The sequence below is a fragment of the Klebsiella sp. Q2 genome, assembly GCF_009900705.1.
In the GTDB taxonomy this organism is placed as follows: domain Bacteria; phylum Pseudomonadota; class Gammaproteobacteria; order Enterobacterales; family Enterobacteriaceae; genus Klebsiella; species Klebsiella quasipneumoniae.
In genome coordinates, this window is record NZ_JAAABE010000001.1 from 1,000,555 (window position 1) to 1,018,662 (window position 18,108).

The 18,108-nt window shown below is 56.9% G+C and carries 15 protein-coding genes and 7 tRNA genes; 21 read left to right on the plus strand and 1 reads right to left on the minus strand.

All coding sequences use genetic code 11. The features are described 5' to 3' along the window. The first annotated feature begins 149 nt into the window (after window positions 1-149). From nagB to GT756_RS05015, 12 genes are all read left to right on the plus strand, one after another. Window positions 150-950 (plus strand): glucosamine-6-phosphate deaminase, encoded by an 801-nt coding sequence (gene nagB, locus GT756_RS04960; RefSeq protein ID WP_002894749.1) that lies wholly within the window; start codon window positions 150-152, stop codon window positions 948-950. Window positions 951-1,062: 112 nt separating this feature from the next. Then, window positions 1,063-2,211 carry an N-acetylglucosamine-6-phosphate deacetylase gene (gene nagA, locus GT756_RS04965; protein ID WP_004885928.1) on the plus strand — a complete coding sequence of 383 codons (1,149 nt, stop codon included), beginning with the start codon at window positions 1,063-1,065 and terminating at the stop codon, window positions 2,209-2,211. Between the two features lie 8 nt (window positions 2,212-2,219). Continuing rightward, window positions 2,220-3,440: an N-acetylglucosamine repressor gene (locus tag GT756_RS04970; RefSeq protein ID WP_004885919.1), complete on the plus strand. Its 1,221-nt coding sequence runs from the start codon at window positions 2,220-2,222 to the stop codon at window positions 3,438-3,440. A gap of 117 nt (window positions 3,441-3,557) precedes the next feature. Further along, a complete protein-coding gene (locus GT756_RS04975; RefSeq protein WP_004885918.1) occupies window positions 3,558-4,310 on the plus strand; it encodes an HAD-IIA family hydrolase in 753 nt (250 codons plus the stop codon). Window positions 4,311-4,588: 278 nt separating this feature from the next. After that, complete coding sequence (gene asnB, locus GT756_RS04980) at window positions 4,589-6,253, plus strand: asparagine synthase B (RefSeq protein WP_004885914.1); 1,665 nt, start codon at window positions 4,589-4,591, stop codon at window positions 6,251-6,253. Window positions 6,254-6,490: 237 nt separating this feature from the next. Continuing rightward, window positions 6,491-6,567, plus strand: a tRNA-Met gene (locus GT756_RS04985). 9 nt (window positions 6,568-6,576) lie between these two features. Then, window positions 6,577-6,661: transfer RNA gene (locus GT756_RS04990), tRNA-Leu, on the plus strand. A 23-nt stretch (window positions 6,662-6,684) separates the two neighbouring features. Further along, window positions 6,685-6,759: transfer RNA gene (locus tag GT756_RS04995), tRNA-Gln, on the plus strand. A 36-nt stretch (window positions 6,760-6,795) separates the two neighbouring features. Continuing rightward, window positions 6,796-6,870 (plus strand) — tRNA-Gln (locus tag GT756_RS05000). Window positions 6,871-6,893: 23 nt separating this feature from the next. Continuing rightward, a tRNA-Met gene (locus tag GT756_RS05005) sits at window positions 6,894-6,970 on the plus strand. A 47-nt stretch (window positions 6,971-7,017) separates the two neighbouring features. Then, window positions 7,018-7,092, plus strand: a tRNA-Gln gene (locus GT756_RS05010). Between the two features lie 76 nt (window positions 7,093-7,168). Beyond that, a tRNA-Gln gene (locus GT756_RS05015) sits at window positions 7,169-7,243 on the plus strand. Window positions 7,244-7,362: 119 nt separating this feature from the next. Here the strand turns inward: GT756_RS05015 and ubiF are convergent. Further along, entirely contained in the window at window positions 7,363-8,538 is a 1,176-nt protein-coding gene (gene ubiF / locus GT756_RS05020) for a 3-demethoxyubiquinol 3-hydroxylase (RefSeq protein ID WP_094309558.1), read from the minus strand. A gap of 179 nt (window positions 8,539-8,717) precedes the next feature. Between ubiF and miaB the strand changes: the two genes are divergently transcribed. From miaB to GT756_RS05065, 9 genes are all read left to right on the plus strand, one after another. After that, entirely contained in the window at window positions 8,718-10,142 is a 1,425-nt protein-coding gene (gene miaB / locus GT756_RS05025; protein WP_004885906.1) for a tRNA (N6-isopentenyl adenosine(37)-C2)-methylthiotransferase MiaB, read from the plus strand. Between the two features lie 153 nt (window positions 10,143-10,295). After that, window positions 10,296-11,342 (plus strand): PhoH family protein, encoded by a 1,047-nt coding sequence (locus GT756_RS05030; RefSeq protein ID WP_004176871.1) that lies wholly within the window; start codon window positions 10,296-10,298, stop codon window positions 11,340-11,342. Continuing rightward, window positions 11,339-11,812: an rRNA maturation RNase YbeY gene (gene ybeY / locus GT756_RS05035; RefSeq protein WP_002894722.1), complete on the plus strand. Its 474-nt coding sequence runs from the start codon at window positions 11,339-11,341 to the stop codon at window positions 11,810-11,812. The genes GT756_RS05030 and ybeY overlap by 4 nt, the downstream gene beginning before the upstream one ends. Window positions 11,813-11,958: 146 nt before the next feature. Continuing rightward, window positions 11,959-12,837, plus strand: coding sequence for a CNNM family magnesium/cobalt transport protein CorC (gene corC, locus GT756_RS05040; protein ID WP_004197606.1), 879 nt, complete (start codon window positions 11,959-11,961; stop codon window positions 12,835-12,837). A gap of 127 nt (window positions 12,838-12,964) precedes the next feature. Then, complete coding sequence (lnt, locus tag GT756_RS05045) at window positions 12,965-14,503, plus strand: apolipoprotein N-acyltransferase (RefSeq protein WP_004885901.1); 1,539 nt, start codon at window positions 12,965-12,967, stop codon at window positions 14,501-14,503. Window positions 14,504-14,857: 354 nt separating this feature from the next. Further along, on the plus strand, window positions 14,858-15,769 hold the full coding sequence (locus GT756_RS05050; RefSeq protein WP_023288842.1) for an amino acid ABC transporter substrate-binding protein: 912 nt from the start codon (window positions 14,858-14,860) through the stop codon (window positions 15,767-15,769). A gap of 164 nt (window positions 15,770-15,933) precedes the next feature. After that, window positions 15,934-16,674, plus strand: a complete 741-nt coding sequence (locus GT756_RS05055) for an amino acid ABC transporter permease (RefSeq protein ID WP_002894709.1) — start codon at window positions 15,934-15,936, stop codon at window positions 16,672-16,674. Further along, window positions 16,674-17,348, plus strand: a complete 675-nt coding sequence (gene gltK / locus GT756_RS05060) for a glutamate/aspartate ABC transporter permease GltK (protein ID WP_002894707.1) — start codon at window positions 16,674-16,676, stop codon at window positions 17,346-17,348. Before GT756_RS05055 ends, gltK begins: the two co-directional genes overlap by 1 nt. Beyond that, window positions 17,348-18,073, plus strand: coding sequence for an amino acid ABC transporter ATP-binding protein (locus GT756_RS05065; RefSeq protein WP_004885898.1), 726 nt, complete (start codon window positions 17,348-17,350; stop codon window positions 18,071-18,073). Before gltK ends, GT756_RS05065 begins: the two co-directional genes overlap by 1 nt. Window positions 18,074-18,108 lie beyond the last annotated feature (35 nt).

Consider the following 18,108-nt stretch of genomic DNA (forward strand, 5'->3'; position numbering starts at 1 on the left):
CCCTCCCTTACACTGGCTAACATCGAAAACTTATTTTATCATTCAAAAAATCAACACGGATTGACCCCGGTCGGCGCAGTTGCTGCAATACTCTCCTCAGAGTGCTGGCGCCAATCCGCCAGAATCTACTTTAACTATAGAGGTGAAGAATGAGACTGATCCCCCTGGTAACCGCTGAGCAGGTCGGTAAATGGGCTGCCCGCCATATCGTTAACCGCATTAATGCATTTAAACCAACCGCGGACCGTCCGTTCGTCCTGGGACTGCCGACCGGCGGCACCCCACTCACCGCCTACAAGGCGCTGGTTGAAATGCATAAAGCAGGCCAGGTTAGCTTCAAACACGTCGTCACCTTCAACATGGATGAATACGTTGGCCTGCCGAAAGAGCATCCGGAAAGCTATCATAGCTTCATGCACCGTAATTTCTTTGACCACGTTGATATTCCGGCAGAAAATATCAACTTGCTGAATGGTAACGCGCCGGACATCGATGCGGAATGCCGTCGCTATGAAGAAAAAATTCGTTCCTACGGTAAAATCCACCTGTTCATGGGCGGCGTGGGCAACGATGGTCACATCGCGTTTAACGAACCGGCCTCCTCTTTGGCGTCTCGTACCCGTATTAAGACCCTGACCCATGAAACCCGCGTGGCGAACTCCCGCTTCTTCGACGGCGACGTGGATCTGGTGCCGAAATATGCGCTAACCGTCGGCGTGGGCACCCTGCTGGACGCAGAAGAGGTAATGATTCTGGTGCTGGGCCATCAGAAAGCGCTGGCGCTGCAGGCGGCGGTAGAAGGTAACGTCAACCACATGTGGACCATTACCTGTCTGCAGCTGCATCCGAAGGCGGTGATCGTCTGTGACGAACCGTCTACCATGGAGCTGAAAGTGAAGACACTGAAATATTTCAACGAATTAGAAGCTGAAAATATTAAAGGTCTGTAATGTAGTGTGTCCCGCGATTTGCGCGGGACCATCTTTTTCTTTGTATGCATCATCATGCCGGCGGCAAACGAACGTACCCGGGCCTGATGAGGCGTATATACCGGGGGTCGTAATGTATGCATTAACCCAGGGCCGGGTTTATACCGGTCATGAAATTCTTGATGACCATGCGGTTGTTATCGCTAATGGCCTTATCGAACGTCTTTGTCCGCTGGCAGATTTGCCGTCTGACATCGAGCAGCGCTCAGTCAACGGCGCCATCCTCGCCCCCGGTTTTATCGACGTCCAGCTCAACGGCTGCGGCGGCGTACAGTTTAACGACAGCCCTGACGCGGTCACTGTCGACACGCTGGAGATCATGCAGAAGGCCAACGAACGCTCAGGCTGCACCAGCTTCCTGCCGACGCTGATTACCTCCAGCGACGATCTGATGAAGCAAGGCGTGCGCGTGATGCGCGAATACCTACAAAAGCACCCGAACCAGGCGCTGGGTCTGCATCTTGAAGGACCGTGGCTGAATATCGTCAAGAAAGGCACCCACAACCCGGACTATGTGCGTAAACCGGACGCGGCGCTGGTCGATTTCCTGTGCGACAACGCCGATGTGATCACCAAAGTGACCCTCGCCCCTGAGCGCGTTGAGCCGGAAGTGATCCGCAAACTGGTCGCCGCCGGGATCGTCGTCTCCGCGGGCCACTCCAACGCCACGCTGAAAGAGGCGAAAGTGGGCTTCCGCGCAGGCATTACCTTCGCCACCCACCTGTATAATGCAATGCCGTACATTACTGGCCGCGAACCGGGTCTGGCCGGGGCGATTTTTGACGAGCCGGATGTCTACTGCGGTATTATTGTCGACGGGATGCACGTCGATTACGCCAACGTGCGCAACGCCAAGCGCCTGAAAGGCGACAAACTGTGCCTGGTCACCGACGCCACCGCGCCGGCGGGGGCGAATATTGACCAGTTCATTTTTGCCGGGAAAACAATATACTACCGCAACGGGCTGTGCGTAGATGAAAACGGCACCCTCAGCGGATCTTCCCTGACCATGATTGAAGGGGTGCGTAATCTGGTTGAGCATTGCGGTGTGGCGCTGGACGAAGTATTGCGCATGGCGACGCTCTATCCCGCGCGCGCCATTGGTGTGGACAAGCAGCTCGGCAGTATTGCGCCGGGTATGGTCGCTAACCTGACCGCCTTTACACGCGATTATAAAATCACCAAGACCATCGTTAATGGTAACGAGGTCGTCACTGAGTAAGTAAAAGTATGACAGCAGGCGGACAAGCTCAAATTGGTAACGTTGACCTCGTAAAACAACTGAACAGCGCGGCCGTGTACCGCCTGATTGACCAGCATGGGCCTATCTCGCGCATTCAGATCGCGGAACAAAGCCAGCTTGCCCCTGCCAGCGTGACCAAAATCACGCGTCAGCTTATTGAGCGCGGCCTGATCAAAGAAGTCGATCAGCAGGCCTCCACCGGGGGGCGCCGCGCCATCTCCATCATTGCGGAGACGCGCAACTTCAACGCCATTGGCGTGCGCCTTGGCCGCTATGACGCCACTCTCACCCTCTATGATTTAAGCAGCAAGACCCTGGAAGAGGAGCATTTCCCGCTGCCCGAGCGCACCCAGGAAACGCTGGAACACGCCCTGCTGAATATCATCGCCACTTTTATTGAAAACTGTCAGCGCAAAATTCGCGAGCTGATCGCCATCTCGGTGATCCTGCCGGGGCTGGTGGATCCGGAAAGCGGGGTGATCCGCTATATGCCGCACATTGCGGTGGAAAACTGGGGCCTGGTCGGGGCGCTGGAAAAACGCTTCAACGTTACCTGCTTTGTCGGACACGATATCCGCAGCCTGGCGCTGGCCGAGCACTATTTTGGCGCAAGCCAGGATTGCGAAGACTCCATTCTGGTGCGCGTGCACCGCGGCACCGGGGCAGGGATCATCTCCAACGGACGCATTTTTATCGGCCGTAACGGCAACGTCGGCGAAATCGGCCATATTCAGGTCGACCCGCTGGGCGAGCGCTGCCACTGCGGCAACTTTGGCTGTCTGGAGACCGTCGCAGCTAATGCCGCCATCGAACATCGCGTTCGCCACCTGCTGGAGCAGGGCTATCAGAGCCGTCTGACCCTCGATGACTGCACCATCAAAACCATCTGCAAAGCGGCCAACAAAGGCGATGCCCTGGCCTGCGAAGTGGTCGAGTACGTAGGGCGTCACCTCGGAAAAACGATCGCCATCGCCATCAACCTGTTCAATCCACAAAAAATCGTCATCGCCGGCGAAATTGTGGAAGCCGAGAAAGTGCTGCTCCCGGCCATTGAGGGCTGCATTAACGCCCAGGCGCTGAAGGCGTTTCGTAAGAACCTGCCGGTGGTGCGCTCCACCCTCGATCATCGCTCAGCGATTGGCGCCTTCGCGCTGGTCAAACGCGCCATGCTCAATGGCACGCTGCTGCAGCGCTTGCTTGAGAGCTAACCGCCCCTTTATTGATAAGCGCGTCGCTCTGTCGTTGGCGGGCATCGCCCGTCAGAGGTGTGAAACCTCATCAATGACGCGTATAGTTTCGTCTTTGATAATGATTCTGGACCCACCATGACCATTCAAAACATAATTTGTGATATTGACGGTGTGCTGATGCACGATAACGTCGCCGTTCCCGGCGCTGCCGAGTTTATCAAGCGCATCCTCGAGAAAGGCATGCCGCTGGTGATGCTGACCAACTACCCGTCGCAAACCGGCCAGGATCTGGCGAACCGTTTCGCCACCGCCGGGATTGAGGTTCCGGATAGCGCCTTCTACACCTCGGCGATGGCGACGGCCGATTTTCTGCGCCGCCAGGAAGGTAAGAAAGCCTATGTGGTGGGTGAAGGGGCGCTGATCCACGAGCTGTACAAAGCCGGCTTTACCATTACCGACGTCAACCCGGATTTTGTCATCGTCGGGGAAACCCGCTCCTTTAACTGGGAGATGATGCATAAGGCGGCCTTCTTTGTCGCCAATGGCGCCCGCTTCATTGCCACTAACCCGGATACTCACGGTCGCGGCTTCTACCCGGCCTGCGGCGCCCTGTGCGCCGGGATCGAGAAGATCTCCGGCCGTAAGCCGTTTTACGTCGGTAAACCCAGCCCGTGGATCATCCGCTCAGCGCTGAACAAAATGCAGGCCCACTCCGAACAGACGGTGATTGTCGGCGACAATCTGCGCACCGACATTCTGGCTGGCTTCCAGGCGGGGCTGGAGACCATTCTGGTGCTCTCCGGAGTCTCAACCCTCGACGACATCGACAGCATGCCGTTCCGCCCGTCGTGGATCTACCCCTCCGTCGCGGAAATCGATATTTTCTAATGTCAGCCACGTCTCAGGACGTGGTTGTTCATTTTTGACGCCTGCCAAAAGCACCATATCTAATAAAAACGGCTTAAAATTGCGTATTCTTCAATGAAGCCGTTCAAAAGATACTCTTTTTTTACTATTCAACAATCGCAGTTGCGTTTTTTCTTTTTCCGGCCGTAAAACCCTTGCGCCTGCTCCCCCTTTACGGCATTTTCTTAAGCACGCACTCAGGCTTCGCCACGAGACGAAGCCAGCACAACATCAAACACGACAGGGTAATGGAGAAGGCTATGTGTTCTATTTTTGGCGTACTGGATATTAAAACTGACGCAGGTGAGCTGCGTAAAAAGGCGCTGGAGCTTTCCCGCCTGATGCGCCATCGCGGTCCGGACTGGTCTGGCGTGTATGCCAGCGACAAAGCGATTCTGGCGCACGAGCGCCTGTCGATTGTCGATGTCAACGCCGGCGCTCAGCCGCTGTACAACGCCGAAAAAACCCATGCGCTGGCCGTTAACGGCGAAATCTACAACCATCAGGCGCTGCGCGCGGAATATGGCGACCGCTATCAGTTCCAGACCGGCTCCGACTGCGAAGTGATCCTCGCGCTGTATCAGGAAAAAGGCCCGGCGTTCCTCGACGACCTGCAGGGGATGTTCGCCTTCGCCCTGTACGACAGCGAAAAAGACGCGTACTTAATTGGCCGCGACCATATCGGCATTATTCCGCTGTATATGGGCCATGACGAACACGGCAACTTCTATGTCGCCTCTGAAATGAAAGCCCTGGTGCCGGTGTGCCGCACCATTAAAGAGTTCCCGGCGGGGAGCTATCTGTGGAGCAAAGACGGTGAAATTCGCCAGTACTATCAGCGCGACTGGTTCGATTACGACGCGGTAAAAGACAACGTTACCGATAAGAACGAGCTGCGCCAGGCGCTGGAAGAGTCGGTGAAAAGCCATCTGATGTCCGACGTCCCCTACGGCGTGCTGCTCTCCGGCGGCCTTGATTCTTCGGTCATCTCCGCCATCACCAAGAAATTTGCCGCCCGTCGCGTCGAAGATCAGGAGCGTAGCGAAGCCTGGTGGCCGCAGCTGCACTCCTTCGCGGTCGGTCTGGAAGGCTCTCCTGACCTGAAAGCGGCGCAGGAAGTGGCTAACCACCTCGGCACCGTGCACCATGAAATTCACTTTACCGTCCAGGAAGGGCTGGATGCGATCCGCGACGTTATCTATCACATCGAAACCTACGATGTGACCACTATTCGCGCTTCGACGCCGATGTACCTGATGTCGCGGAAAATTAAAGCCATGGGCATCAAAATGGTGCTTTCCGGCGAAGGCTCGGACGAAGTGTTCGGCGGCTACCTCTACTTCCATAAGGCGCCGAACGCCAAAGAACTGCACGAAGAGACGGTACGTAAGCTGCAGGCGCTGCATATGTTTGACTGCGCCCGCGCCAACAAAGCGATGTCCGCCTGGGGCGTGGAAGCCCGCGTACCGTTCCTTGACAAGAAGTTCCTCGACGTGGCGATGCGCATCAACCCGCAGGATAAGATGTGCGGCAACGGCAAAATGGAAAAACACGTGCTGCGCGAATGCTTTGAATCCTATCTGCCGGCCAGCGTTGCCTGGCGCCAGAAAGAGCAGTTCTCTGACGGCGTCGGCTACAGCTGGATCGATACGCTGAAAGAAGTGGCCGCGAAACAGATCAGCGACCAGCAGCTGGAAACCGCAAGCTTCCGCTTCCCGTACAACACGCCGACCTCCAAAGAAGGCTATCTGTACCGCGAGATCTTCGAAGAGCTGTTCCCGCTGCCAAGCGCGGCGGAGTGTGTTCCTGGCGGTCCGTCGGTGGCCTGCTCTTCTGCTAAAGCCATTGAGTGGGATGAAGCATTCAAAACCATGAACGATCCGTCAGGCCGCGCGGTAGGCGTCCACCAGTCGGCCTATAAATAAGCCCTGACAGGCGTTGAAACGCGAAACGGACCCTCCGGGGTCCGTTTTCTTTTTGCGGGAATTATGCCTCTGAAAAACGATAAATAACCAATAATTGCCGATTATTGCAGCGAGCTGTTCGCAACCTAACCAAACAGTCACATTACAACGATTTTCCTTGAAAAAGAGGTTGACGCTCGCAGGCCCAATACGCATAATGCGCCCCGCAACGCCGATAAGGTTACGCGAAAAAAAGATGGCTACGTAGCTCAGCTGGTTAGAGCACATCACTCATAATGATGGGGTCACAGGTTCGAATCCCGTCGTAGCCACCATCTTTTTTTGCGGGAGTGGCGAAATTGGTAGACGCACCAGATTTAGGTTCTGGCGCCGCAAGGTGTGCGAGTTCAAGTCTCGCCTCCCGCACCATTCACCAGTCAGCGTTGTACGGATGGGGTATCGCCAAGCGGTAAGGCACCGGTTTTTGATACCGGCATTCCCTGGTTCGAATCCAGGTACCCCAGCCATATTTCTTCGATATTTGCGGGTCACCGCGACGGTATTGGGGTATCGCCAAGCGGTAAGGCACCGGTTTTTGATACCGGCATTCCCTGGTTCGAATCCAGGTACCCCAGCCATCGAAGAAACAGTAAGACAATTTGGCTACGTAGCTCAGCTGGTTAGAGCACATCACTCATAATGATGGGGTCACAGGTTCGAATCCCGTCGTAGCCACCATATTCGGGACGTATCGATACACATCGATAAATCCGCAAACAATTTGTTGGGGTATCGCCAAGCGGTAAGGCACCGGATTCTGATTCCGGCATTCCGAGGTTCGAATCCTCGTACCCCAGCCAAATTAAAAAGTCGTTCAGCAATGAACGCACTGTTGCTCTTAAACCGGGATAGTGACGGTCAGGCGCAACAGACAATTGGGGTATCGCCAAGCGGTAAGGCACCGGATTCTGATTCCGGCATTCCGAGGTTCGAATCCTCGTACCCCAGCCAATTAAATGCAAAAAAGCCCACCTCGGTGGGCTTTTTTGCTATTGGCGTATAGCCATCCTGGCGCGTTACTGACTGCCGGGCAGGCGCTTTCCACTACGCCCCTGCCCGGGAAGCCGGAGTTACAAGCCTAACGCATACTTCAGCGCCTGACGCTTCAGCACCCCGGCGCGTTCGGCCGCCATCAGGCCAATATTACGCAGCATCCGCACCGGCGCCAGGTCATTGCTGAATCCGGCGTAAAACAGATCCATCCCCGACTGCATAATAAAATTATCCGCCCGCCGCCGCGCCTGGTAGCGCTTGAGCACCGGCAGGCTGGCCCACTCTTCGCCTTGGCCGCGCGCTTGCGCCAGGATCTCCAGCAGGGCGTCGACATCGCGATAGCCAAGGTTAACCCCCTGCCCCGCCAGTGGATGAATGGTGTGCGCCGCATCGCCCACCAGCGCCAGACCAGGCTGAACATACTGCAGCGCATGACGCCGGGTGAGCGGGAAGGCGCCGGCCGCCTGCGGCGTCACCCGCCCGAGACGCGCCGGGAAATGGCGGGCGATCTCCTGCTGAAGCTGGGGCATGGACATGCCCAGTAGCTGACGGATCCGCGCCGGGGCGTCATACCACACCAGCGAGGCCCAGTTGTCGAACAGCGGCAGGAAGGCGCGCGGTCCGCTGGGGGTAAACTGCTGCCAGGTGCTGTCGCCGGGATCGTCGGCGCATTCGACGCTGATCAGCATACAGGACTGCTGATATTGCCAGGCATGCACGCCGATGCCGGCCATCTCCCGCACCTGAGAGCTGGCGCCGTCGGCGCCGATAACCAGCCGGGCGTGGATCGTCTCCCCCTCGCGTAAACGCAGCGCCGTCTGCGCCTCGCCGCGCTGCATCGCCTCCAGTTCGCCGCCAACGCGGAGGGTAACCCCTTCGTGCGCCGCCAGCGCTTGCCACAGGCCCCACTGCAGGACCTTGTTCTCAACCATATAGCCCAGCTCTGGCAGCTTGAGCTCTGCGGCGTCAAAGGCGACGTGCGCGCTCTCCCACTCCCAGGTCTCCAGACGACGGTAAGCGTGGACGCGCATCGCCCGCACGGCATCCCAGACGTCAAGGCTTTTCAGCAGGCCGACCGAGGCCGCGCTGATCGCCGAGATCCGCACATCCGGGGCGGATGCCGGATCGAAAGCCGGGGGCGCCGTTTTCTCAAGCACCGTCACGGTAAATCCCTGTTGCGCCAGCCCTAACGCCAGGGCGCCGCCGACCATGCCGCCGCCCACGATGGCGACATCTGTTGCGTGAATTGTCATGGCTATTATCCTTAAAGCAGAATCCGTTAAGTTTACCGGATTTTTCGCCCTCTTGCGGTGATAACGCTCGCACTGGTCAGGGGGCGACCAAAGCATTACAATACGCGCCCTGGAATGCGAAATTCACCCTGTATATATCCCCGCGTTTTGGATATCTATTACTGAGCATGAGCAAGTCAATGACAAAAAAACTCCATATTAAAACCTGGGGCTGTCAGATGAACGAGTATGATTCATCAAAGATGGCCGATCTGCTGGATGCGACACATGGGTATCAACTGACCGAAGTGGCGGAAGAAGCAGATGTGCTGTTGCTCAATACCTGCTCAATTCGTGAGAAGGCCCAGGAAAAAGTTTTCCATCAGCTTGGACGCTGGAAGCTGCTGAAAGAGAAGAACCCGGACCTGATTATTGGCGTTGGCGGCTGCGTGGCCTCCCAGGAAGGCGACCATATTCGTCAGCGCGCGCACTATGTCGATATTATTTTCGGGCCGCAAACCCTGCACCGCCTGCCGGAGATGATTAACTCTGTGCGCGGCAACCGCAGCCCGGTGGTTGATATCAGCTTCCCGGAAATTGAAAAATTCGATCGCCTGCCAGAACCGCGCGCCGAAGGCCCGACCGCCTTTGTCTCGATTATGGAAGGCTGCAACAAATACTGCACCTACTGCGTGGTGCCCTACACCCGCGGTGAAGAAGTCAGCCGCCCGTGCGACGATATCCTGTTTGAAATCGCCCAACTGGCGGCGCAGGGCGTGCGTGAAGTCAACCTGCTGGGCCAGAACGTGAACGCCTGGCGCGGTGAGAACTACGACGGCACCACCGGCAGCTTTGCCGATCTGCTGCGCCTGGTGGCCGCTATCGACGGCATCGACCGCATTCGCTTCACCACCAGCCATCCGATCGAATTTACCGACGACATCATCGACGTCTATCGCGATACGCCGGAGCTGGTGAGCTTCCTGCACTTGCCGGTGCAGAGCGGTTCCGACCGCGTGCTGAACCTGATGGGACGGACCCATACCGCGCTGGAGTATAAAGCGATTATTCGTAAGCTGCGTGAAGCGCGTCCGGATATTCAGATTAGCTCCGACTTTATCGTCGGCTTCCCCGGCGAAACCACGGAAGATTTCGAAAAGACGATGAAGCTTATCGCCGACGTCAATTTCGATATGAGCTACAGCTTTATCTTCTCCGCCCGTCCGGGCACCCCGGCGGCCGATATGGTCGACGACGTGCCGGATGCCGACAAGAAACAGCGTCTGTATATTCTGCAGGAGCGCATCAACCAGCAGGCGATGGCCTGGAGCCGTCGCATGCTCGGCACGGTACAGCGCATCCTGGTGGAAGGCACGTCGCGCAAGAACATCATGGAGCTCTCCGGGCGTACGGAGAACAACCGGGTGGTCAATTTCGAAGGCACCCCGGACCTCGTCGGCAAGTTTGTCGATGTCGAAATTGTCGATGTTTACACCAACTCGCTGCGCGGCAAAATCGTGCGCACCGAAGCGGAGATGGGTCTGCGTATCGCTGAATCACCCGAATCAGTGATTGCCCGCACCCGTAAAGAGAACGATCTTGGCGTGGGTATCTATCAGCCGTGATCCCTTCAGGCCTGTCGGTTCCGGCAGGCCTTGTAATTCCTCTCTCCGTCCCTATATCTACAGCAATGCTTGCGCCATTTTCCTGTGACGTAAATAATTTCCTGATTAGCCGGCCACGCGCCGCGTCCGGCCACCTGCGTAAAGAGGAACAGTTTGAACATAGACACTCGTGAAATTACCCTGGAGCCAGCGGATAACGCACGCCTGTTAGCCCTGTGCGGCCCGTTTGACGACAACATCAAACAGCTGGAGCGTCGGTTAGGCATTGAGATTAACCGCCGCGACAATCACTTTAAGCTGACCGGACGCGCCCTGTGCGTACACGCCGCCGCCGATATTCTGCGCAGCCTGTATGTCGACACGGCGCCGATGCGCGGTCAGATTCAGGATATTGAACCAGAGCAGATCCATCTGGCGATCAAAGAGGCGCGCGTGCTTGAGCAAAGCGCCGAGAGCGTGCCGGAGTACGGAAAAGCCGTCAATATCAAGACCAAGCGCGGGGTGATCAAACCGCGTACGCCGAACCAGGCGCAGTACATCGCCAATATCCTCGATCACGACATCACCTTCGGCGTGGGTCCGGCGGGTACCGGGAAAACCTATCTGGCGGTGGCGGCGGCGGTTGATGCGCTGGAGCGTCAGGAGATCCGCCGCATTCTGCTGACCCGTCCGGCCGTCGAAGCGGGTGAAAAGCTCGGCTTCCTGCCCGGCGATCTGAGCCAGAAGGTCGACCCGTATCTGCGCCCGCTGTACGACGCGCTGTTCGAGATGCTCGGCTTCGAGAAGGTGGAAAAGCTGATTGAGCGTAACGTCATCGAAGTGGCCCCGCTGGCCTATATGCGCGGACGGACGCTGAATGACGCCTTTATCATTCTTGATGAAAGCCAGAACACCACCATCGAGCAGATGAAAATGTTCCTGACCCGCATCGGCTTTAACTCCAAGGCGGTGATCACCGGCGATATCACGCAGATTGACCTGCCGCGCAGCACCAAATCCGGTCTGCGCCACGCCATCGAAGTGCTGGCGGAAGTCGATGAGATCAGCTTTAACTTCTTCCATAGCGAAGACGTGGTCCGCCATCCGGTGGTCGCCCGCATCGTGAACGCCTATGAGGCATGGGAAGCCGCAGACCAGAAACGTAAAGCAGAACTGGCCGCCGAGCGCAAACGCGAAGCCCAGGAACAGGAGCAAAAATGAGTCAGGTGATCCTCGATTTACAGCTGGCCTGCGAAGAGACCAGCGGCCTGCCGGACGAAGCCCTTTTTCAACGCTGGGTCGACGCCGTCATTCCGCCGTTTCAGGAGGAGTCAGAGTTAACGATTCGTCTGGTCGACGTTGCAGAAAGCCATGAGCTGAACCTGACCTATCGCGGCAAGGATAAGCCGACCAACGTCCTCTCTTTCCCGTTTGAAGCGCCGCCGGGAATTGAAATGCCGCTGCTCGGCGATCTGATCATTTGCCGTCAGGTGGTGGAGCAGGAAGCCAGCGAGCAAGGGAAGCCGCTGGAGGCGCACTGGGCGCATATGGTGGTGCACGGCAGCCTGCATCTGCTGGGCTACGATCACATCGAAGATGACGAAGCGGAAGAGATGGAAGGCCTCGAAACAGAGATAATGCTTGCTCTGGGCTATGAGGACCCGTACATTTCCGAGAAGATTGCTGAATAGCCCCCTGCCGGATCGTGGCGCTTGCGCCTCATCCGGCTGCTGTTCATGCATTTTACCCGCCTGAACGTCAGGCAACCCATGCCGTCCGGCGCTGAGTTTACGCGCGACGAGCGACATTAAATCAACATGAGAACCCAAACGACGCCATGAGCGACGACAATTCACACAGTAGTGACACAGTAAACAGCAAAAAGGGATTTTTCTCCCTGTTACTCAGCCAGCTCTTTCACGGGGAACCGAAAAACCGCGATGAACTGCTGGCGCTGATCCGTGATTCCGGGCAGAACGATCTTATCGATGAAGATACGCGTGACATGCTCGAAGGGGTAATGGATATCGCCGACCAGCGGGTCCGCGACATTATGATCCCCCGTTCACAAATGATTACCCTGAAACGCAATCAGACGCTGGACGAGTGCCTCGATGTCATCATCGAATCCGCTCACTCGCGCTTCCCGGTCATCAGTGAAGATAAAGATCACATCGAAGGGATTCTGATGGCCAAGGATCTGCTGCCGTTTATGCGCAGCGACGCCGAAGCCTTCAGCATGGAAAAAGTGTTACGGCCGGCGGTTGTCGTTCCGGAAAGCAAGCGGGTCGACCGCATGCTGAAAGAGTTTCGCTCACAGCGCTACCATATGGCGATCGTTATTGACGAATTCGGCGGCGTCTCCGGTCTGGTGACCATCGAGGATATCCTTGAGCTCATCGTCGGGGAAATTGAAGACGAGTACGACGAAGAAGAAGATATCGATTTCCGCCAGCTGAGCCGCCATACCTGGACGGTACGCGCCCTGGCCTCCATCGAAGACTTCAACGACGCCTTCGATACGCACTTCAGCGATGAAGAAGTGGATACCATTGGCGGGCTGGTAATGCAGGCCTTTGGCCACCTGCCGGCTCGCGGCGAATCTATCGACATTGATGGTTACCAATTCAAGGTAGCAATGGCAGATAGTCGTCGTATCATTCAGGTGCATGTTAAGCTGCCGGATGATGCTCCCCAGCCGAAGCTGGAAGAGTAAGCGGCGGCGCTGAAGGTCACGGCCAGCCGGGAGACAGACCGTGGCGATACTCGGTTGTCCCCTCCCCCGGCTGGCAAACAGCATAGCCTGTGGCAACAGGCGTTAATTTACGGGACGATTAGCCTAAATGGTATTTGCCTCTCTTCTTGAACGCCAGCGCGTACGTCTGCTGCTGGCGCTGCTATTCGGAGCCAGCGGAACGCTGGCTTTTTCACCTTACGACTTCTGGCCAGCAGCGATTATTTCACTGGTCGGTCTGCAGGCGTTAACCCTCAACCGCCGCCCGCTGCAAAGCGCCGGCATCGGCTATTTCTGGGGACTTGGCCTGTTCGGCACGGGAATCAACTGGGTTTATGTCAGTATTGCGCAGTTTGGCGGTATGCCGGGTCCGGTTAACGTCTTCCTCGTCGTTTTGCTGGCGGCCTATCTGTCGCTCTACACCGGCCTGTTTGCCGGCCTGCTCGCCCGGCTGTGGCCCAAAACCAGCTGGCTACGGGTGGCGATCGCCGCCCCCGTCGTCTGGCAGATCACCGAGTTCCTGCGCGGTTGGGTGCTGACCGGCTTTCCGTGGCTGCAGTTCGGCTATAGCCAGATCGACGGCCCGCTGAAAGGCCTGGCGCCGGTGATGGGGGTTGAGGCGATCAACTTCCTGCTGATGATGGTTAGCGGCCTGCTGGCTCTGGCCCTCGTGCAGCGCAACGGGAAGGCGCTGGTGATCGCCGCGGTGCTGTTCGCCCTGCCGTTCCCGCTGCGCTATATCCAGTGGTATCAGCTGCTGCCGGAGCGCGCGACGCAGGTCTCGCTGGTGCAAGGCGATATCCCGCAGGCCATGAAGTGGGACGAGAAACAGCTGGTTAATACCCTGAAAACCTACCTGGCGCTGACCCAGCCGCATATCGGCCACTCGCAGCTGATTATCTGGCCTGAATCGGCGATCCCGGATCTGGAGATCAACCAGCAGCAGTTCCTCAGCATGATGGACGATCTGCTGCGCGCAAAAGACAGCTCGCTGATCACCGGCATCGTCGACGCGCGTCTTAATAAGCAGAATCGCTACGACACCTACAACACCATCATTACCCTCGGCAAAGATAACCCGTACCGCTACGACTCGACCAACCGCTACAACAAGAACCATCTGGTGCCGTTCGGCGAGTTTGTACCGCTGGAGTCGATTCTGCGTCCGCTGGCGCCATTCTTCGACCTGCCGATGTCCTCCTTCAGCCGCGGTCCCTACGTGCAGCCGCAGCTGATGGCGCATAACCTGAAGCTGACCGCGGCCATCTGCTACGAGATCATCCTCGGGGAACAGGTGCGGGATAACTTCCGTCCGGATACCGACTTCCTGCTGACCATCTCTAACGACGCCTGGTTCGGCAAGTCCATCGGCCCGTGGCAACACTTCCAGATGGCGCGGATGCGCGCCCTGGAGCTGGCCCGCCCCCTGCTGCGCAGTACCAACAACGGCATTACCGCCGTGATCGGCCCGCGCGGCGAGATCCAGAAGATGATCCCGCAGTTTACCCGTGAGGTGTTGACCACCACCGTGACGCCCACCAGCGGCATGACCCCTTACGCTCGCACTGGCAACTGGCCGCTGTGGGCGCTGACGGCGCTGCTCGGCTTCGGTGCGCTGCTGATGAGCCTGCGTCAGCGTCGCCGATAAGTTCTCTACCGGCGACGCCCGTCGCCGGCTTTTTTCTTCCCGTCATTTGCCACCCTGGCACAGTCATTGCTTTATTTAATCGGGTAGCGCCGTCCTCCGGCCCAGTGCAACCGGGTTGCACCATAAACGATCGGTGGTCGCGCTATTTTGGTGCAATGGAAGATATTTGCCTCCCATTGGTGCGGAGCGCTTCGCAAAAATAAACAATAAAGCAGCAAAATATTTACATTAAGCCAAACTAAATGCTAACAAACACATACAAATGCGGCACGTGGATGCGTGCCCCTAATAACAACACACACAATCACAATGGGTATCAATAGCGTCGGTGACGCTGCGGATAAGGAGTTGGATATGCAATTACGTAAACTGGCCACGGCAATGCTGGTAATGGGAATGACCGCTGGTCTGGCGCAGGCGGAAGATGCTGCCCCGGCGGCTGGCCAGAGCACTCTGGATAAGATCGCGAAAAATGGCGTTATCGTTGTCGGCCATCGCGAATCTTCCGTCCCTTTCTCTTACTACGATAACCAACAGAAGGTTGTGGGTTACTCTCAGGACTACTCCAACGCCATCGTCGATGCCATCAAGAAAAAACTGAACAAACCCGATCTGCAGGTCAAACTGATCCCGGTCACCTCGCAGAATCGTATTCCGCTGCTGCAGAATGGCACCTTTGATTTCGAGTGCGGCTCTACCACCAACAACCTTGAGCGCCAGAAACAGGCGGCCTTCTCCGATACTATCTTCGTCGTCGGCACTCGTCTGCTGGTGAAGAAAGGCGGCCCGATTAAAGATTTCCCTGACCTGAAGGATAAAGCGGTCGTCGTCACCTCCGGAACCACCTCAGAGATCCTGCTGCACAAGCTGAACGATGAGAAAAAAATGAATATGCGCATTATCAGCGCCAAAGATCATGGCGACTCTTTCCGCACCCTGGAGAGCGGACGCGCGGTGGCCTTTATGATGGATGATGCCCTGCTGGCTGGCGAACGCGCCAAGGCGAAGAAACCGGATAACTGGGAAATCGTCGGCACCGCGCAGTCGAAAGAAGCCTATGGCTGCATGCTGCGTAAGGACGATCCGGCCTTCAAGGCGCTGGTCGATGAAACCGTTGCCCAGGCCCAGACCTCTGGCGAAGCGGCGAAGTGGTTCGACAAATGGTTCAAAAACCCGATTCCGCCAAAAAATCTTAACCTGAACTTCGAGCTGTCGGACGACATGAAAGCGCTGTTCAAATCACCTAATGACAAAGCACTGAACTAATTATAACAACCAGGGGCGGGATATCCTGCCCTCCCGATGATTGTCACAGCACGGACAGACTATACGGCGGCTGGTCGTTCCCCAGCCGCCGCGAATACCGAAACAAGCTGGACAACCGTCTTCGAGGGTAGCAATGGCTACCCTTTTTTTTCCAGGAGTCATGTATGTCAATAGACTGGAACTGGGGGATATTCCTGCAACAGGCCCCCTTCGGCAACACTACCTACCTGGGCTGGCTGTGGAGCGGTTTTCAGATCACCGTCGCCCTCTCCATCTCGGCCTGGATCATCGCTTTTCTCGTCGGCTCGCTGTTCGGCATTTTACGCACGGTCCCCAATCGCTTCCTCTCGGGCATTGGCACCTGCTATGTCGAACTGTTCCGCAACGTGCCGCTGATCGTGCAGTTCTTTACCTGGTACCTGGTGGTGCCGGAATTCCTGCCGGAAAATATCGGCATGTGGTTTAAATCGGAGCTGGACCCAAACATTCAGTTCTTTGTCTCCTCCATGCTGTGCCTGGGGCTGTTTACCGCCGCTCGCGTCTGCGAGCAGGTACGCGCCGCTATCCAGTCGCTGCCGCGCGGGCAAAAGAACGCCGGTCTGGCGATGGGGTTGACCCTGCCGCAAACCTACCGCTACGTGCTGCTGCCGAACGCCTATCGCGTTATCGTGCCGCCGATGACCTCGGAGATGATGAACCTGGTGAAAAACTCGGCCATCGCCTCCACCATCGGTCTGGCCGATATGGCCGCGCAGGCGGGCAAACTGCTGGACTACTCAGCTCATGCCTGGGAGTCTTTTACCGCCATCACCCTGGCCTATGTTTTCATCAACGCGGTGATTATGCTGATTATGTATGTGGTCGAGCGTAAGGTTCGCCTGCCTGGCAATATGGGAGGCAAATAATGTACGATTTTGACTGGAGTTCGATCGTTCCCTCCATGCCCTACCTGCTGGCAGGGCTGGTGATCACCCTGAAGATTACGGTGATCGCCATCGTGGTCGGCATCGTCTGGGGCACCCTGCTGGCGGTCATGCGCCTGTCCAGCTTTCTGCCGCTGGCCTGGTTTGCTAAATCCTACGTTAACGTGTTCCGTTCTATCCCGCTGGTGATGGTTCTGCTGTGGTTCTACCTGATTGTCCCGGGCTTCCTGCAGAACGTGCTGGGACTGTCGCCGAAAACGGATATTCGCCTGATCTCGGCGATGGTGGCCTTTTCGATGTTCGAGGCCGCCTACTATTCAGAGATTATCCGCGCCGGTATCCAGAGCATCTCCCGCGGCCAGTCAAGCGCCGCGCTGGCGCTGGGAATGACCCACTGGCAGTCGATGCGGCTGGTGATCCTGCCGCAGGCCTTCCGCGCCATGGTGCCGCTGCTGTTAACCCAGGGGATCGTCCTGTTCCAGGATACCTCGCTGGTGTATGTATTGAGCCTCGCCGACTTCTTCCGTACCGCCTCCACGATTGGCGAGCGTGACGGGACCCAGGTCGAAATGATCCTGTTTGCGGGCGGCGTCTATTTTGTGATTAGCCTCAGCGCCTCGCTGTTGGTCAGCTGGTTGAAGAAAAGGACTGTGTAATGATTACCCTGAAAAACGTTTCAAAATGGTATGGTCACTTTCAGGTGCTGACCGATTGCTCCACGGAAGTGAAAAAAGGCGAAGTCGTGGTGGTCTGCGGGCCGTCAGGCTCCGGTAAATCCACGCTGATTAAAACCGTGAACGGCCTTGAGCCGGTGCAGCAGGGGCAGATTATCGTCGATGGCACCGTGGTTAACGATAAAAAGACCAATCTTGCCAAACTGCGCTCTCACGTCGGAATGGTGTTTCAGCATTTTGAACTGTTCCCGCACCTGTCGATTATCGACAACCTGACGCTGGCGCAGGTTAAGGTTCTCAATCGTGACAAAGCGTCGTCGCGCAAGAAGGGCCTCAAGCTGCTGGAGCGCGTTGGCCTGGCGGCGCACGCGGAAAAATATCCGGCGCAGCTCTCCGGCGGCCAGCAGCAGCGCGTGGCCATTGCCCGAGCCCTGTGTATGGACCCGATCGCTATGCTGTTTGATGAGCCCACCTCAGCGCTCGACCCGGAGATGATCAACGAGGTACTGGACGTCATGGTGGAACTGGCCAACGAAGGGATGACGATGATGGTGGTTACCCACGAAATGGGCTTCGCCCGCAAGGTGGCCAACCGGGTGATCTTTATGGATGAAGGAAAGATAGTCGAAGATGCCGATAAAGAGGCCTTCTTCGCCAATCCACAATCCGATCGCGCTAAAGATTTCCTCGCCAAAATTCTGCACTAACTTCTGCGGCGCGCACGATATCACCGTGCGCGCCT

What these genes read in the sequence shown, in the direction of transcription:
- GT756_RS04970 (WP_004885919.1), top strand. Translation starts at nt 2,220, where the DNA reads ATGACAGCAGGCGGACAAGCTCAAATTGGTAACGTTGACCTCGTAAAA.
- GT756_RS05050 (WP_023288842.1), top strand. Translation starts at nt 14,858, where the DNA reads ATGCAATTACGTAAACTGGCCACGGCAATGCTGGTAATGGGAATGACC.
- GT756_RS04975 (WP_004885918.1), top strand. Translation starts at nt 3,558, where the DNA reads ATGACCATTCAAAACATAATTTGTGATATTGACGGTGTGCTGATGCAC.
- miaB (WP_004885906.1), top strand. Translation starts at nt 8,718, where the DNA reads ATGACAAAAAAACTCCATATTAAAACCTGGGGCTGTCAGATGAACGAG.
- gltK (WP_002894707.1), top strand. Translation starts at nt 16,674, where the DNA reads ATGTACGATTTTGACTGGAGTTCGATCGTTCCCTCCATGCCCTACCTG.
- asnB (WP_004885914.1), top strand. Translation starts at nt 4,589, where the DNA reads ATGTGTTCTATTTTTGGCGTACTGGATATTAAAACTGACGCAGGTGAG.
- lnt (WP_004885901.1), top strand. Translation starts at nt 12,965, where the DNA reads ATGGTATTTGCCTCTCTTCTTGAACGCCAGCGCGTACGTCTGCTGCTG.
- ubiF (WP_094309558.1), bottom strand. Translation starts at nt 8,538, where the DNA reads ATGACAATTCACGCAACAGATGTCGCCATCGTGGGCGGCGGCATGGTC.
- nagA (WP_004885928.1), top strand. Translation starts at nt 1,063, where the DNA reads ATGTATGCATTAACCCAGGGCCGGGTTTATACCGGTCATGAAATTCTT.
- GT756_RS05065 (WP_004885898.1), top strand. Translation starts at nt 17,348, where the DNA reads ATGATTACCCTGAAAAACGTTTCAAAATGGTATGGTCACTTTCAGGTG.
- ybeY (WP_002894722.1), top strand. Translation starts at nt 11,339, where the DNA reads ATGAGTCAGGTGATCCTCGATTTACAGCTGGCCTGCGAAGAGACCAGC.
- GT756_RS05055 (WP_002894709.1), top strand. Translation starts at nt 15,934, where the DNA reads ATGTCAATAGACTGGAACTGGGGGATATTCCTGCAACAGGCCCCCTTC.
- nagB (WP_002894749.1), top strand. Translation starts at nt 150, where the DNA reads ATGAGACTGATCCCCCTGGTAACCGCTGAGCAGGTCGGTAAATGGGCT.
- corC (WP_004197606.1), top strand. Translation starts at nt 11,959, where the DNA reads ATGAGCGACGACAATTCACACAGTAGTGACACAGTAAACAGCAAAAAG.